The following is a 13854-nucleotide window of genomic DNA, read 5'->3' on the forward strand; positions in this document are numbered from 1 at the left end:
GGCTCACGTGGGGTTGGGTTGCGTGGTCTGACCCTGGGCGCTGTCCAGCGACGCGGTGGCCAGAATGCGCAGGCAGAGCGCTTCATAGCTGATGCCCACGGAGCGTGCCGACATGGGCACGAGCGAGTGGCCGGTCATGCCCGGGGAAGTGTTGATCTCCAGCAGGAAAGGCTTGCGGTCGCTCGCCCGGATCATGATGTCGGCGCGCGCCCATCCGCGGCACTGCAGGGTGCGGAAGGCCTCGACCACCAGGCGCTGGATCTCGCGCTCTTCGTGCTCAGGCAGGCCGCTCGGGCAGTGGTACTGCGTGCTGTCGGTGAAATACTTGTTCTGGTAGTCGTAGTTGCCATCGGGCGCCACGATGCGGATCACCGGCAGGGCATGCGCGCCTGCTCCCTGGCCCAGCACGGGGCAGGTGGTTTCCTCGCCCTCGATGAACTCTTCGCACAGCACCTCGGGGTCGTAGCGGGAGGCCAGCAGATAGGCCTGCTCGCACTGGCCGGGCGAGGTCACCTTGGTCAGTCCCAGCGTGGAACCTTCGCGGGCGGGCTTGACGATCATCGGCGTGCCCAGCTCCTTGAGCGCCTGTGCGGTTTCGGCGGCGCTGGAGACCAGCCGCCAGTCCGGCGTGGGCAGGCCTTCGAAGCGCCAGATGCGCTTGGTCATGATCTTGTCCATGGCGATGCTCGACGCCATCACGCCCGGGCCGGTGTAGGGGATGCCGAGCAGCTCCAGCGCGCCCTGCACCGTGCCGTCTTCACCGTGGCGGCCGTGCAGCGCGATGAAGCAGCGCGTGTAGCCGTGGCTCTTGAGCTCCGACAGGTCGGTCTGCGACGGGTCGAAGGCGTGGGCATCGACGCCGTTCGAGCGCAGGGCCTGCAGCACGCCACCGCCGGACATCAGCGAGACCTCGCGCTCGGCCGAGGTGCCGCCCATCAGCACGGCCACCTTGCCCAGGGCGCGCACGTCGATTTTGGATTGTTCGTTCTGGCTCATGCTGCCCGCGCCTCCTGCGCCGTCTGCTCATTATTTTGTAGCATTGCCACCACCTTGGCAGGCACGCTGCCGATGGAGCCCGCGCCCATGCACATCACCACGTCGCCTGCGCGCACCGTGTCCACGATGCGCTGGGGCAGATCGGCCACGGCCTCGACGAACACCGGCTCGACCTGGCCAGCCACGCGAACGGCGCGCACCAGCGCCCGGCCATCGGCGGCCACGATGGGCGCTTCGCCGGCGGCATAGACTTCGGTCAGCAGGGCCGCGTCGGCGCTGCCGATCACCTTGACGAAATCCTCGAAGCAGTCGCGCGTGCGGCTGTAGCGGTGCGGCTGGAAGGCCAGCACCAATCGGCGGCCGGGGAAAGCGCCGCGGGCGGCAGCCAGCGTGGCGGTCATCTCCACCGGGTGATGGCCGTAGTCTTCGATCAGCGTGAAGCTGCCGCCGTCCGTGGTCGGCAGGTCGCCATGGCTCTGGAAACGGCGGCCCACGCCCCGGAAACCCGCCAGCGCACGCAGCAGGGCCTCGTCGGGCACGTTCAGCTCGACTGCCACAGCCACGGCAGCCAGTGCGTTGAGCACGTTGTGCTCGCCGGCGAGGTTCAGCACCACGTCCAGGTCGGGCAGCACCACGCCGTTGCGGCGCAGCACGCGGAAGTGCATCTGCGCGCCTACGGCGCGCACGTCCACGGCGCGCACCTGGGCGTCCTCGCCGAAGCCATAGCTCGTGATGGGGCAGGTCACCTGCGGCACGATCTCGCGGATGGCCGCGTTATCGGTGCACAGGATGGCCGTGCCGTAGAACGGCATGCGGTGCAGGAATTCCACGAACGCGCCCTTGAGGCGGTTGAAATCGTGGCCGTAGGTTTCCATGTGGTCCGCGTCGATGTTGGTCACGACCGACATCACGGGCAGCAGATTGAGGAACGAGGCATCCGACTCGTCGGCCTCGACCACGATGTAGTCGCCCTGCCCCAGCTTGGCGTTGGCGCCTGCGCTGTTCAGGCGCCCGCCGATCACGAAGGTCGGATCCAGACCGGCCTCGGCCAGCACGCTGGTCACCAGGCTGGTCGTGGTGGTCTTGCCGTGCGCACCGGCGATGGCGATGCCGCGCTTGAGGCGCATCAGCTCGGCCAGCATCAGGGCGCGGGGCACCACGGGGATCTTCTTGTCGCGCGCGGCCAGCACCTCGGGGTTGTCCGCCTGCACGGCGGTGGAGGTGACGACGGCGTCGGCGCCGTCGATGTGGACAGCGGCGTGGCCCACGTGCGTGCGGATTCCCAGGCCAGCCAGCCGGCGCAGCGTGGCGCTGTCGGACAGGTCGGAGCCGGAGATTTCGTAGCCCAGGTTGAACAGCACCTCTGCAATGCCGCACATGCCGGCGCCGCCCAGGCCGACGAAATGGATATGGCGAATGGCGTGTTTCATGCGGTCAGTTCCTCACACGCTTGCACCACGGCTTGGGTGGCTTCTGTCTTTTGCATCTTCTTGGCTTCCAGCGCACGTTCCATCAACGTCGTGCGCTCTGTATTTTGTAGCATACCGGCCAGCCATGCGGGCGTAAGCTCGCGCTGCTGCACCAGCCAGCCGCCGCCCGCATCCACCAGGAACCGGGCATTGGCGCTCTGGTGGTCGTCCACCGCGTGCGGAAAGGGCACGAACAGCGCGGCCGCGCCCACGGCGGCGATCTCGGTGACGGTGCTGGCACCGGCGCGGCAGATGACCAGATCGGCCTCGGCGAACGCGGTGGCCGTGTCGTCGATGAAGGGCGTGAGCGTGGCCTGCACGCCCGCCGCTTCGTAGTTGGCGCGCAGTGCGTCGATCTGCGCGGCGCCGCTTTGGTGGGTCACCCGCGGGCGGAACTGCACGGGGATCAGGCCCACGGCCTGGGGGACGATCTCGTTGAGCGCCTTGGCGCCCAGGCTGCCCCCCACCACCAGCACGTTCAGCGGGCCAGTGCGCTGCGCGAAGCGCTCGGCCGGCCCGGACTGGCGCAGGAAGGCCTCGCGCAGCGGGTTGCCCACCCAACGGCCCTTGCGCAGCACGCCCGGGAACGCGGTGAACACCCGGTCGGCCACGCCGGCCAGCACCTTGTTGACCAGGCCGGCGACCGAGTTCTGCTCGTGCAGCACCAGCGGCTTGCCCAGCAGCGAGGCCATCATCCCGCCCGGGAAGGTGACGTAGCCGCCCAGGCCGATCACCACGTCGGGCCGCACGCGGCGCAACACCGCCAGCGATTGCCAGAAGGCGCGCAGCAGGCGCAGTGGCAGCAGCGCCAGGGTCAGCAGGCCCTTGCCGCGCACGCCGGAAAAATCGATTGCCTCGAAGGCGAAGCCGCGCGGCGGAACGAGGCGCGACTCCATGCTGCCGGGCGTGCCCAGCCAGTGCACCTGCCAGCCCCGCGCGCGCAGCTCTTCGGCCACGGCGAGGCCCGGAAAGATATGGCCGCCGGTGCCGCCGGCCATCACGAGCGCGGTCTTGGAGCGGCGCGTCATATCCGGCCTCCGCGCATCATGTGCTTGTTTTCGTAATCGACCCGCAGCACCACCGCGATGGCCACCAGGTTCATCAGGATGGCCGAGCCGCCGAAGCTCATCAGCGGCAGCGTCAGGCCCTTGGTGGGCAGCGCGCCCAGGTTCACGCCCATGTTGATGAAGGACTGAAAGCCCATCCACATGGCCACGCCCTGCGCCACCAGGCCGGAGAAGACGCGGTCCAGCGCGATGGCCTGGCGGCCGATGTGCATGATGCGGCGGGTGAGCCAGAGGAACAGCACGATGAGCACCATCACGCCGACCAGGCCGAATTCCTCGCCGATCACGGCCAGCAGGAAGTCGGTGTGGGCCTCGGGCAGCCAGTGCAGCTTCTCGACGCTGCCCCCCAAGCCCACGCCGAAGATCTCGCCGCGGCCGATGGCGATCAGCGAATGCGAGAGCTGGTAGCCCTTGCCCAGCGCATGCTCTTCGCTGAAAGGATCAAGGTAGGCGAAGATCCGCTCGCGCCGCCAGGGGCTGGCCATCACCATCACGGAGAAGGCGCCCACCAGCACGGCGGCGATCAGGAAGAACATGCGCGCGTTCACGCCGCCCAGGAACAGGATGCCCATGGCGATCACGGCGATCACCATGAAGGCGCCCATGTCGGGCTCGGCCAGCAGCAGCGCGCCCACCAGGGCCACGGCCACGCCCATGGGCAGCACGGCGCGAAAGAATCGCTCCTTCACCTCCATCTTGCGCACCATGTAATCCGATGCGTAGATGACCACCGCGAACTTGGCCAGCTCGGACGGCTGGAAGTTCATGACGCCCAGCGACAGCCAGCGCCGTGCGCCGTTGACCACCGAGCCCACGTGCGGAATGAGCACCGCGATCAGGAGGCCGATGGCGCCCACGAAAAGCCAGGGCGCCACGCGCTCCCAGGTGGACATGGAGATCTGGAAGGCCAGCAGCGCCGCGACGAAGCCGATCACCAGCGCCATGATGTGGCGCACCAGGAAGTGCGACTGCGCGATCTTCCCGAAGCGCGGGTTGTCCGGCATGGCGATGGAGGCCGAATACACCATGACCAGGCCCCAGGCCAGCAGCGCGATGACGACCCAGACCAGCGCCTGGTCGAAGCCCAGCACGCTCGCGGGCGTGGTGGTGGTCTGGCGGTATTCGGTGCCCCCCACCCGCACGGGCAGCACGTCGGCGCTGGCCGGGGACTTGCCGCCGGCCCAGGCGCGCAGGCGCTGCAGCAGGCCGGGCTGGCTGGCGGAAGACGAGGTCGCGTAGCCGTTCACAGGCTGCCCTCCAGTTCCTGGCCGGCGTCGTGCGCCAGCGTGCGCACCGCGTCGCAGAAGACGCGGGCGCGATGCTCGTAGCCGCTGAACATGTCGAAGCTGGCACAGGCCGGCGACATCAGCACTGCGTCGCCCGGGCGGGCCAGACGGGTGGCGGCCTGCACGGCCTCCGGCAGCGTTGCGGCGGATTCGACCGGCACGCCGGCGCTCTGCAGCGCGGCGCCGATCTGCGGGCCGTCGCGGCCGATCAGCACCACGGCACGGGCATGGCGGGCCACGGGGTCGGCCAGCGGGGAGAAGTCCTGCCCCTTGCCGTCGCCGCCCAGAATGACGACCACGCGCCGGTCGGCGCCCAGGCCCGTCAGTGCGGCCACGGTGGCGCCCACGTTGGTGCCCTTGCTGTCGTCGAAGTATTCGATCCCGCCCACCATGCCGATGGGCTCCACCCGGTGCGGCTCGCCTCGGTATTCGCGCAGCCCGTACAGCATGGGCGCGAGCGCGCAGCCCGCCGCATGGGCCAGCGCCAGCGCGGCCAGCGCGTTGATGGCGTTGTGCCGGCCGCGGATGCGCAGCGCATCGGCAGGCATCAGCCGCTGGATGTGCAGGTCTTCGGCCGCTGCCGCAGCGGCGCGCGGGCGGCGCGCCGTCTCGTCGGCTTCCTGCGCGCGCACCAGCCAGGCCATGCCGGACACGACCTCGATGCCGAAGTCGCCGGGCCGCCGGGGCATGTCGCCGCCGAAGGTGACGTGGTTGCGCAGCACCGGCTTGGCGGCCTTGGCGCGCGATGCGGCGGGCTTCTTCGCAGGGGCCGCCTCGCCCGCAGGCGTGGCGGGCGCAGCGGGTGCGGCCGGCGTGAGCATGGCCATCACCTCGGGGTCGTCACGGTTCAGCACCATCAGGCCGGTCTGGCCGAAGATGCGCGCCTTGGCCCTGGCGTACGCGGGCAGGTCGCCGTGCCAGTCCAGATGGTCCTGGCTGATGTTGAGCACGGTGGCGGCGGTAGGCTCGAAGCCCACGGCGTCGTCGAGCTGGAAGCTGGAGAGCTCCAGCACCCAGGTCTCGGGCAGCGTGCCGGCGTCGATGTGCTGGGCCAGGGTGTCCAGCAGCGTCGGGCCGATGTTGCCGGCCACGGCCACGCTGCGGCCGGCGCAGTCCGCCAGCAGGCCGGTGAGCGAGGTGACGGTGGTCTTGCCGTTGGTGCCGGTGATGGCCAGCACGGCGGGCGCGTAGCCGTGCGAGGCACGCATCTCGGCCAGCGCCTGTGCGTAGAGGCTCAATTCGCCCGTGACGCGCACGCCCTCGTGGCTTGCCGCTAGAAAAACAGGAGCAATCGTGGCGGGACTCAGGCCCGGCGAGCGGTAGATGGCATGCAGGCCGCGGCCCTGCACCAGGCGCTCGTCGAATGCGCCGGCGATGAAGCGCACCTGCGGCAGCTCGGTTTCCAGCACGGCGCGCTGGGGCGGTGCCTCGCGCGTGTCGGCCACGATGACGTCGGCGCCGCAGCGCACGCACCAGCGCGCCATGGCCAGGCCCGAGGCACCCAGGCCCAGGATCAGCACGCGGCGGCCCTGCAGGCCGGCCAGATGCTCGCCGGGGCGGCCTTCGGGCATGGGGGCCGGGGGCGCGGCGGCTTCGCTGACAGCGTCGGACTCCGCATCGCCAGCGTCAACCGGCGCACCGGCTTCGGGAGCACCCACGTCAGCGAAGATGCGGGCGACGAACTCGGCCGCAGCCTGTGCGGCGGAGCCGGGCTTATAGGCCTCGTCGGTCGCGACGGGTGCGAGAGCAGTTGCAGTTGCAGTTGCAGGCGCAGACTCCGGCTCAGGCACGGATGCGGCAGCGCCGGCACTGCGGCCGGCGTCTTCGCCAGGCAGGTCCTGGTCGTCGGGGAGGGGTTGCGGATCGTGCGGGTTCATCGCAGTTTCAGCGTGGACAGGCTGAGCAGGCACAGCAGCAGGGTGATGATCCAGAAGCGCACGACCACCTGCGTCTCGGTCCAGCCGCTCTTTTCGAAGTGGTGGTGCAGCGGCGCCATCTTGAGCAGGCGGCGCCCGGTGCCGTAGCGGCGCTTGGTGAACTTGAACCAGGAAACCTGCAGCATCACCGACAGGGCCTCCACCACGAAGATGCCGCCCATCACGGCCAGCACGATCTCCTGGCGCACGATCACCGCGACCGTGCCCAGCGCGGCGCCCAGCGCCAGCGCGCCCACGTCGCCCATGAAGACCTGCGCCGGATTGGCGTTGAACCAGAGGAAGGCCAGCCCCGCGCCGGACATGGCCGAGCAGAACACCAGCAGTTCGCCCGCGCCCGCGATGTGCGGAAACAGCAGGTACTTGGAGAACACCCCGTGGCCCGCCACGTAGGCGAAGAGACCCAGCGTGGCGCCCACCAGCACCACCGGCATGATGGCCAGGCCGTCCAGGCCGTCGGTCAGGTTCACGGCGTTGCTCGCGCCGACGATGACCAGATAGGTCAGGATGACGAAGCCCAGCACGCCGAGCGGATAGGTCACTTCCTTGAAGAACGGCACCAGCAGCCCGGCCTTGGGCGGCAGGCTGAGCGAGAAGCCGGATTGCACCCACGCCAGGAACAGCTCGAACACGCGGGCGTTGGAATTCTCGGAAATGCTGAACACCAGATAGAGCGCCGCGACCAGCCCGATCACGGACTGCCAGAAATACTTCTCGCGCGAGCGCATGCCTTCCGGGTCCTTGTTGACCACCTTGCGCCAGTCGTCCACCCAGCCGATGGCGCCGAAGCCCAGCATCACGGCCAGCACGATCCAGACGAAGCGGTTGGAGAGGTCGGCCCAGAGAAGCGTGGACAGCGTGATGGCGCCCAGGATGAGCACGCCGCCCATGGTGGGCGTACCGCTCTTGGCCAGATGCGATTGCATGGCGTAGCCGCGGATGGGCTGGCCGATCTTCAGCGCAGTGAGCATGCGGATCACCTTCGGCCCCGCGACCAGCCCGATGAGCAGGGCCGTCACCGCGGCCATCACGGCGCGGAACGTGAGGTACTGGAACACCCGGAACGAGCTGAGCTCGGGATTGCCGGTTTCCTGCAGCCATTGCGCCAGCAGCATCAGCATGCGGACACCTCCCGTGCCGGACCGCAGCCCGCGCCTGTTTGCTCCTCTGTGCCGGCTTCCAGCGCCTGCACCACTTGCTCCATCTTCATGAACCGGGATCCCTTCACCAGCACGCTGCCCACCGTGGGCAGCGCCTTGCGCACCGCTGCCTGCAGCGATGCCATGTCGTCGAAATGCATCGCCGCCGGCCCGAAGGCTTGGGCGGCGTGCGTGCTTTGGGCACCCAGGGCGAACAGCAGCTCGATGCCGCTGCGCAGTGCGTGCTCGCCCGCCTCCCAATGGAAACGGGGCCCTTCGTCCCCGACTTCGCCCATATCACCCAGCACCAGCAGGCGCGGGCCGGGCAGTTCGGCCAGCACGTCGATGGCGGCCTGCACGGAGTCGGGATTGGCGTTGTAGGTGTCGTCCACCACGGTCAGGCTGCGCCCGCCGTGCGCCCAACCGAAGGCGCGCGAACGGCCCTTGACCGGCACGAAGGCCGACAGGCCCTGCGCGATGGCCGCGAGCGGCACGCCGGCCGCCACGGCGCAGGCCGTCACGGCCAGGGCGTTGTCCACGTTGTGGCGCCCCGCGATATGCAGCGTGGCGTCGAAACTGCCCTGTGGGGTGACGATGCGCACCTGCCACGCGCCGTCCTGCCAGCGGGCGTCGGGGCAATACACGTCGGCACCGCTGTCTTTGCGGCCAAAGGTGAGGCAGGCGCGCCCGGCCGCCAGTTCGCGCCAGAGCGGCGTGTACTTGTCGCCCGCGGGGAACACGGCCGTGCCGCCCGGCGGCAGCGCAGACAGCACCGAGCCGTTCTCGCGCGCCACGGCCTGCACGGTGTGCATGAATTCGAGGTGCTCGCGCTGGGCGTTGTTGACCAGCGCCACCGTGGGCCGGGCCATGTCCGCCAGGCAGGCGATCTCGCCCGGATGGTTCATGCCCATCTCGATCACGGCGGCGCGGTGCGCGCCGGTGAGACGCAGCAGCATCAGCGGCACGCCGATGTCGTTGTTGAAGTTGCCCTGCGTGGCGAAGGAGGCATCACCCTGCCAGGCGCGCAGCACGGCGGCGCACATCTGGGTGACGGTGGTCTTGCCGTTGCTGCCCGTCACACCGATCAGCGGCAGTGAGAACTGCGCGCGCCAGCCGGCCGCGAGCGCGCCCAGGGCCTGCAGCGTGTCGGGCACCTCGATGCCGGCGAGGCCCGCAGCTTCGAGCCCGCCGTGCGCCAGCGCCGCGGCGGCGCCTGAGGCGCGGGCATCGGCCAGGAAGGCGTTGGCGTCGAAGCGCTCGCCCTTGAGCGCCACGAACAGGTCGCCCGGCTGCAACGTGCGCGTGTCGGTATGCACGCGCAGCAGCGGCGTGGCGCCGTCGCCGACCAGGCGTGCGCCCGGCACGCGCGCCTCCAGCAGGGCGAAGGCCGCCTGCAAGGTCAGCACCGCGGTGGAAGATGGGGTGTGCGCGGTCGTCATGCGGCGCTCCCTGCACGCCGGGCCAGCGCAGCGCGGGCGTGCTCGATGTCGGAGAACGGAAGGCGCGCGCCGGCCGTCTCCTGGTAGTCCTCGTGGCCTTTGCCGGCGAGGAGCACCACGTCTTCGGCGGCGGCCTCGTGCAGCGCCAGGGCGATGGCTGCGGCGCGGTCAGGCTCGGCCTGCACGGTCAGGCCGGCAATGGTGCCCTGCAGGATCTGGCGGATGATCTCGGCCGGCTCTTCGCCGCGCGGGTTGTCGCTGGTCACGACCACGCGGTCGGCCCGCTGCTGCGCGGCGGCGCCCATGAGCGGGCGCTTGGCCGCATCGCGGTTGCCGCCGCAACCAAATACACACCACAGGCGTCCGCCCCGCGCCTGGGCGACGGGCTTGAGTGCCTGCAGCGCCTGGTCGAGTGCATCGGGCGTGTGGGCGTAGTCCACGGCCACCAGCGGCTGGCCGGGCGCTGCGATCTGCTCCATGCGGCCCGGCACGGGCGTGAGCTGCGCGCAGGCGTAGAGGGCATGCTCCAGCGGCACACCGATGGCGCGCAGGGCGGCAATCACGCCCAGCAGGTTGGAGACGTTGTAGAGACCGATCAGCCGCGTCTGAAGCACATGCGACTGCGCCCCTTCGGCCACGGTGAAGACGAGGCCTCCGTCGCCATGCACGATGTCGCGCGCCTGCAGCCGCGCCGGCTCGCGCAGCGAGACGCTCCACACATCCAGCGGCCGAGCGGCCAGCGTGGCATGCAGTTCGGCGCCGCGCGGATCGTCGATGTTGACCACCGCCGACTGCAGCCCAGGCGCGTCGAACAGCATGGCCTTGGCCTGCCAGTAGGCGGCCATGGTGGGGTGGTAGTCCAGGTGATCCTGGGTAAAGTTGGTGAAGAGCGCCACGCGCACACGGGTGCCGGCGAGGCGGTGTTCCGCCAAGCCGATGGACGAGGCCTCGATGGCGCAGGCCGTCTGGCCCGCATCGGCGAAACGCTGGAACACGCGCTGCAGCCGCACCGGGTCGGGCGTGGTCATGCCGGTGGCTTCCAGCGCAGGCGGCACGCCCACGCCCAGAGTCCCCACCACGGCGCAGCCGCCGGGCGCGGCCAGCCCTTCGCGAGCGAGCACGTTGAGCGCATCGGCCAGCCACCAGGCGGTGCTGGTCTTGCCATTGGTGCCGGTCACCGCCAGCACGTCGAGCCGGTGGGTGGGCAGGCCGAACCATTCTGCGGCGATCAGGCCCAGCGCCGCCTTCAGGCCGCGCAGCGCAGCAACCTGCGGGATCACGAAGCCGTAGAGCTCGATGCCCTCCTGCTCCACCAGGCAGGCCGTGGCGCCGCGCGCCAGCGCCTCGCCCACATGGGCGCGGCCGTCGGTGGCAGCGCCGGGCCAGGCAATGAAGCCGTCACCGGGCGCGACGAGACGGCTATCGGTCTGCAGCGTGCCGGTGACGCGCTCGCGCAGCCACTGCACGGCACCCTGTGCGGAGGTGAGGGAGACAGCCTGGGTCATAACGGCTCCTTCACCGTGTCGGCCACGATCTGTGGTTTGACCGCCATGTCGGGCTGCACGCCCATCATGCGCAGGGTCTGCTGCACCACCACGCTGAACACAGGCGCGGCCACGGCGCCGCCGTAGAAGACGCCGTCGCTGGGCTCGTCGATCATCACGGCAACGATGATGCGGGGCTTGTCGATGGGCGCCAGGCCCGTGAACCAGCCCCGGTACTTGCCGGCCGCGTAGTGCTTGCCCACCTGTTTGCGGGCGGTGCCGGACTTGCCGCCCACCGAGTAGCCCACGGTCTGCGCCTGCTGGCCGGTGCCGCCGGGGCCGGCGGCCATCTGCAGCATCTTGCGGATCTGCGCGGCCGTGCGCTCGGAGAACACGGGCACGCCCACGGCAGGCTCGCTGGTCTTGAGGATGGTGGCCGGAATGATCTTGCCGTCGTTGGCGAACACCGTGTAGGAGCGCGCCATCTGCAGCAGGCTGGCCGAGAGGCCGTATCCGTAAGACATGGTGGCCTGCTCGATGGGCCGCCAGGTCTTGTAGGGTCGCAGGCGACCCGTCACGACGCCGGGAAAGTGGATCTGCGGCTTCTGGCCAAAGCCCGCGGCCGTGAAGGTTTCCCACATCTCCTTGGCGGGCAGCGTCATCGCGATCTTGGTCGTGCCCACGTTGCTGGACTTCTGGATCACGCCCTCCACCGTCAGCACGCCGTGGTTGCTGGTGTCGGAGATGGTGGAGCCGGTGACGGTCACGCGCCCTGGATTGGTGTCGATGATGGTGTCGGGCCGCACGCGGCCGGTTTCCAGCGCCAGTCCGATGGTGAAGGGCTTCATGGTCGAGCCAGGCTCGAACACGTCGGTGATGGCGCGGTTGCGCAGCTGCTCGCCGGTCAGGTTCTGGCGCTTGTCGGGGACGTAGCTCGGATAGTTGGCCAGCGCCAGCAGCTCGCCCGTATGCGCGTCGATCACCACCACGCTGCCAGCCTTGGCCTTGTGCAGGGCCACCTGGTCGCGCAGCTTCTGGTAGGCGAAGAACTGCACCTTGCTGTCGATGGACAGCTGCACGTCCTGGCCGTCCACAGGCGGAATCTCGGCTCCGACACCTTCGACCACACGGCCCAGGCGGTCCTTGATGACACGGCGCGAGCCGGGCTTGCCGCCCAGCTCCTTGTTGAAGGCGAGCTCGATGCCTTCCTGGCCCTGGTCTTCCACGTTGGTGAAACCCACGACGTGCACGGCGGCTTCGCCTTCGGGGTACTGGCGCTTGTATTCCTTGCGCTGATAGATGCCCTTGATGTTCAGCGCGGTGATCTGCTGACCCACTTCCCAGTCGAGCTGGCGCTTGATCCAGACGAAAGTCTTGTCCTCATCGGCCAACTTGGCCTGCAGCGCGGGCAGCGGCATGTCCAGCAGTTTGGCCAACTGGCGCAGCTTGGCCTTGACCTCGGGGTCCTCCTGCTCCACGTCTTCGGGAATGGCCCAGATGCTGGCGGCCGGCACGCTGGATGCGAGGATCAGGCCGTTACGGTCGAGGATGCGGCCACGGTTGGCCGGCAGCTCCAGTGTGCGGGCGAAGCGCACCTCGCCCTGGCGCTGAAAGAAGGCGTTGTCGAACACCTGCACGTAGGCGGCCCGGGCAGCCAGGCCCACGAAGCCCAGTGCCACCAGGGCGACGATGAACTTGCTGCGCCAAAGCGGCGTGCGCGACGCCAGCAAGGGACTGGAGGTGTAGTTGACGCTGCGGCTGTTTCTCATGGCCGCCTTCCGCTCGGGTGCAGCGCGGCCGCCGTACCAGGAGCCGGGGCCGGCTCCGCCACCGGCGGCACGATGGCGCCGCCGTCTGTCACGTACTGGGTAATGGCCGGCGTCGTGGTGCGCATCTGCAGGCGGTCGCGCGCGAGCCTCTCGATGCGCAGCGGCGTCGCCTGGGCGCGCTTTTCGACCTGCAGGCGCTGGTGCTCGGTTTCAAGCCGGCGGGACTCGGCCACCGCGCGATCAAGTTCGGTGAAGAGCAGGCGCGACTCGTACTGCGTGCGCACCACGAACATCGCGCTGACCATCACGGCCAGCAGCAGCACCAGGTTGAGCCGCGTCATGCCGGAACTTCCGTGCGTTCGGCCACGCGCATGACCGCGCTGCGAGCCCGCGGGTTGGCAGCCACTTCGCCAGCGCTCGGCTTGATGCGGTCCAGCGCATTCAGCCGCATGGGCTGCGGCGCCGCGAACGGCGCGCGGCGGTCATAGACCTCCTTGGAGTGCTGAGCAATGAATTGCTTGACGATGCGGTCTTCCAGCGAATGGAAACTGATGACCACCAGACGGCCGCCCGGCGCCAGCACACGCAGGCTGCCCTCTAGCGCCTGCTGCAGCTCTTCCAGTTCGGCATTGATGAAAATCCGAAGAGCCTGGAAGGTGCGTGTGGCAGGGTTCTGGCCCTGTTCGCGGGTGCGGACCGCACCAGCCACGAGTTCGGCCAGCTCGGCAGTGGTGCCGATCGGGCCGCGCTCCTGCCGGCGCGCAACAATCGCCTTTGCAATGGGGCCAGCAAACCGCTCTTCGCCGTATTCACGTATCACCTCCGCAATCTGTCCGACCTCGGCATCGGCGAGCCATTCGGCGACGCTCTGGCCGCGCGTGGTGTCCATGCGCATGTCGAGCGGTCCGTCGAATCGGAAACTGAAACCCCGTCCGGGGCTGTCGATCTGGGGCGAACTGACGCCCAGGTCCAGCAGCACGCCTGCGGCGCTGCCTGCGGGCAGTTCGCCGAGATGGCGAAAGCCCTCGTGCCGAATGGAAAAACGCGCATCGGTGATGCGCGTTGCCTCTGCGATGGCTTCGGGGTCCTTGTCGAACGCCACGAGGCGCCCCTCAGGCCCCAGCCGCAGCAGGATGCGGCGCGAATGCCCCCCTCGCCCGAACGTGCCATCGATGAATGTGCCGGACGGCGACTCGCCGGCCGCGCCCAACAGGGCGTCGACCGCTTCGTCGAGCAGTACGGTGGTGTGTTGCAGGATGGATTGCACCGTC

At 69.4% G+C, this 13854-nt stretch carries 11 protein-coding genes; all 11 read right to left on the reverse strand.

The window, feature by feature from the left end; genetic code table 11:
* Positions 1 to 3 precede the first annotated feature (3 nt).
* Genes AC3A84_RS16360 through rsmH form a run of 11 tightly spaced genes read right to left on the reverse strand, consistent with a single transcriptional unit; the run spans position 4 to position 13850 of the window.
* Complete coding sequence (locus tag AC3A84_RS16360) at positions 4 to 996, reverse strand: D-alanine--D-alanine ligase (protein WP_487971097.1); 993 nt, start codon at positions 994 to 996, stop codon at positions 4 to 6.
* A complete protein-coding gene (gene murC, locus AC3A84_RS16365) occupies positions 993 to 2426 on the reverse strand; it encodes a UDP-N-acetylmuramate--L-alanine ligase (protein ID WP_487971098.1) in 1434 nt (477 codons plus the stop codon). The genes AC3A84_RS16360 and murC overlap by 4 nt, the downstream gene beginning before the upstream one ends.
* Positions 2423 to 3493 (reverse strand): undecaprenyldiphospho-muramoylpentapeptide beta-N-acetylglucosaminyltransferase, encoded by a 1071-nt coding sequence (gene murG / locus AC3A84_RS16370; RefSeq protein WP_487971099.1) that lies wholly within the window; start codon positions 3491 to 3493, stop codon positions 2423 to 2425. Before murG ends, murC begins: the two co-directional genes overlap by 4 nt.
* Positions 3490 to 4779 (reverse strand): putative lipid II flippase FtsW, encoded by a 1290-nt coding sequence (gene ftsW / locus AC3A84_RS16375; RefSeq protein ID WP_487971100.1) that lies wholly within the window; start codon positions 4777 to 4779, stop codon positions 3490 to 3492. The genes murG and ftsW overlap by 4 nt, the downstream gene beginning before the upstream one ends.
* A complete protein-coding gene (locus AC3A84_RS16380; RefSeq protein WP_487971101.1) occupies positions 4776 to 6695 on the reverse strand; it encodes a Mur ligase family protein in 1920 nt (639 codons plus the stop codon). Before AC3A84_RS16380 ends, ftsW begins: the two co-directional genes overlap by 4 nt.
* Positions 6692 to 7873 carry a phospho-N-acetylmuramoyl-pentapeptide-transferase gene (gene mraY / locus AC3A84_RS16385; RefSeq protein WP_487971102.1) on the reverse strand — a complete coding sequence of 394 codons (1182 nt, stop codon included), beginning with the start codon at positions 7871 to 7873 and terminating at the stop codon, positions 6692 to 6694. The genes AC3A84_RS16380 and mraY overlap by 4 nt, the downstream gene beginning before the upstream one ends.
* A complete protein-coding gene (locus tag AC3A84_RS16390) occupies positions 7867 to 9330 on the reverse strand; it encodes a UDP-N-acetylmuramoyl-tripeptide--D-alanyl-D-alanine ligase (RefSeq protein ID WP_487971103.1) in 1464 nt (487 codons plus the stop codon). Before AC3A84_RS16390 ends, mraY begins: the two co-directional genes overlap by 7 nt.
* On the reverse strand, positions 9327 to 10835 hold the full coding sequence (locus tag AC3A84_RS16395; RefSeq protein WP_487971104.1) for a UDP-N-acetylmuramoyl-L-alanyl-D-glutamate--2,6-diaminopimelate ligase: 1509 nt from the start codon (positions 10833 to 10835) through the stop codon (positions 9327 to 9329). The genes AC3A84_RS16390 and AC3A84_RS16395 overlap by 4 nt, the downstream gene beginning before the upstream one ends.
* Positions 10832 to 12583: a peptidoglycan D,D-transpeptidase FtsI family protein gene (locus AC3A84_RS16400; protein WP_487971105.1), complete on the reverse strand. Its 1752-nt coding sequence runs from the start codon at positions 12581 to 12583 to the stop codon at positions 10832 to 10834. Before AC3A84_RS16400 ends, AC3A84_RS16395 begins: the two co-directional genes overlap by 4 nt.
* Complete coding sequence (ftsL, locus tag AC3A84_RS16405) at positions 12580 to 12924, reverse strand: cell division protein FtsL (RefSeq protein WP_487971106.1); 345 nt, start codon at positions 12922 to 12924, stop codon at positions 12580 to 12582. Before ftsL ends, AC3A84_RS16400 begins: the two co-directional genes overlap by 4 nt.
* Positions 12921 to 13850, reverse strand: coding sequence for a 16S rRNA (cytosine(1402)-N(4))-methyltransferase RsmH (gene rsmH / locus AC3A84_RS16410; protein WP_487971107.1), 930 nt, complete (start codon positions 13848 to 13850; stop codon positions 12921 to 12923). Before rsmH ends, ftsL begins: the two co-directional genes overlap by 4 nt.
* Positions 13851 to 13854 lie beyond the last annotated feature (4 nt).

This window comes from Paracidovorax sp. (assembly GCF_057642795.1).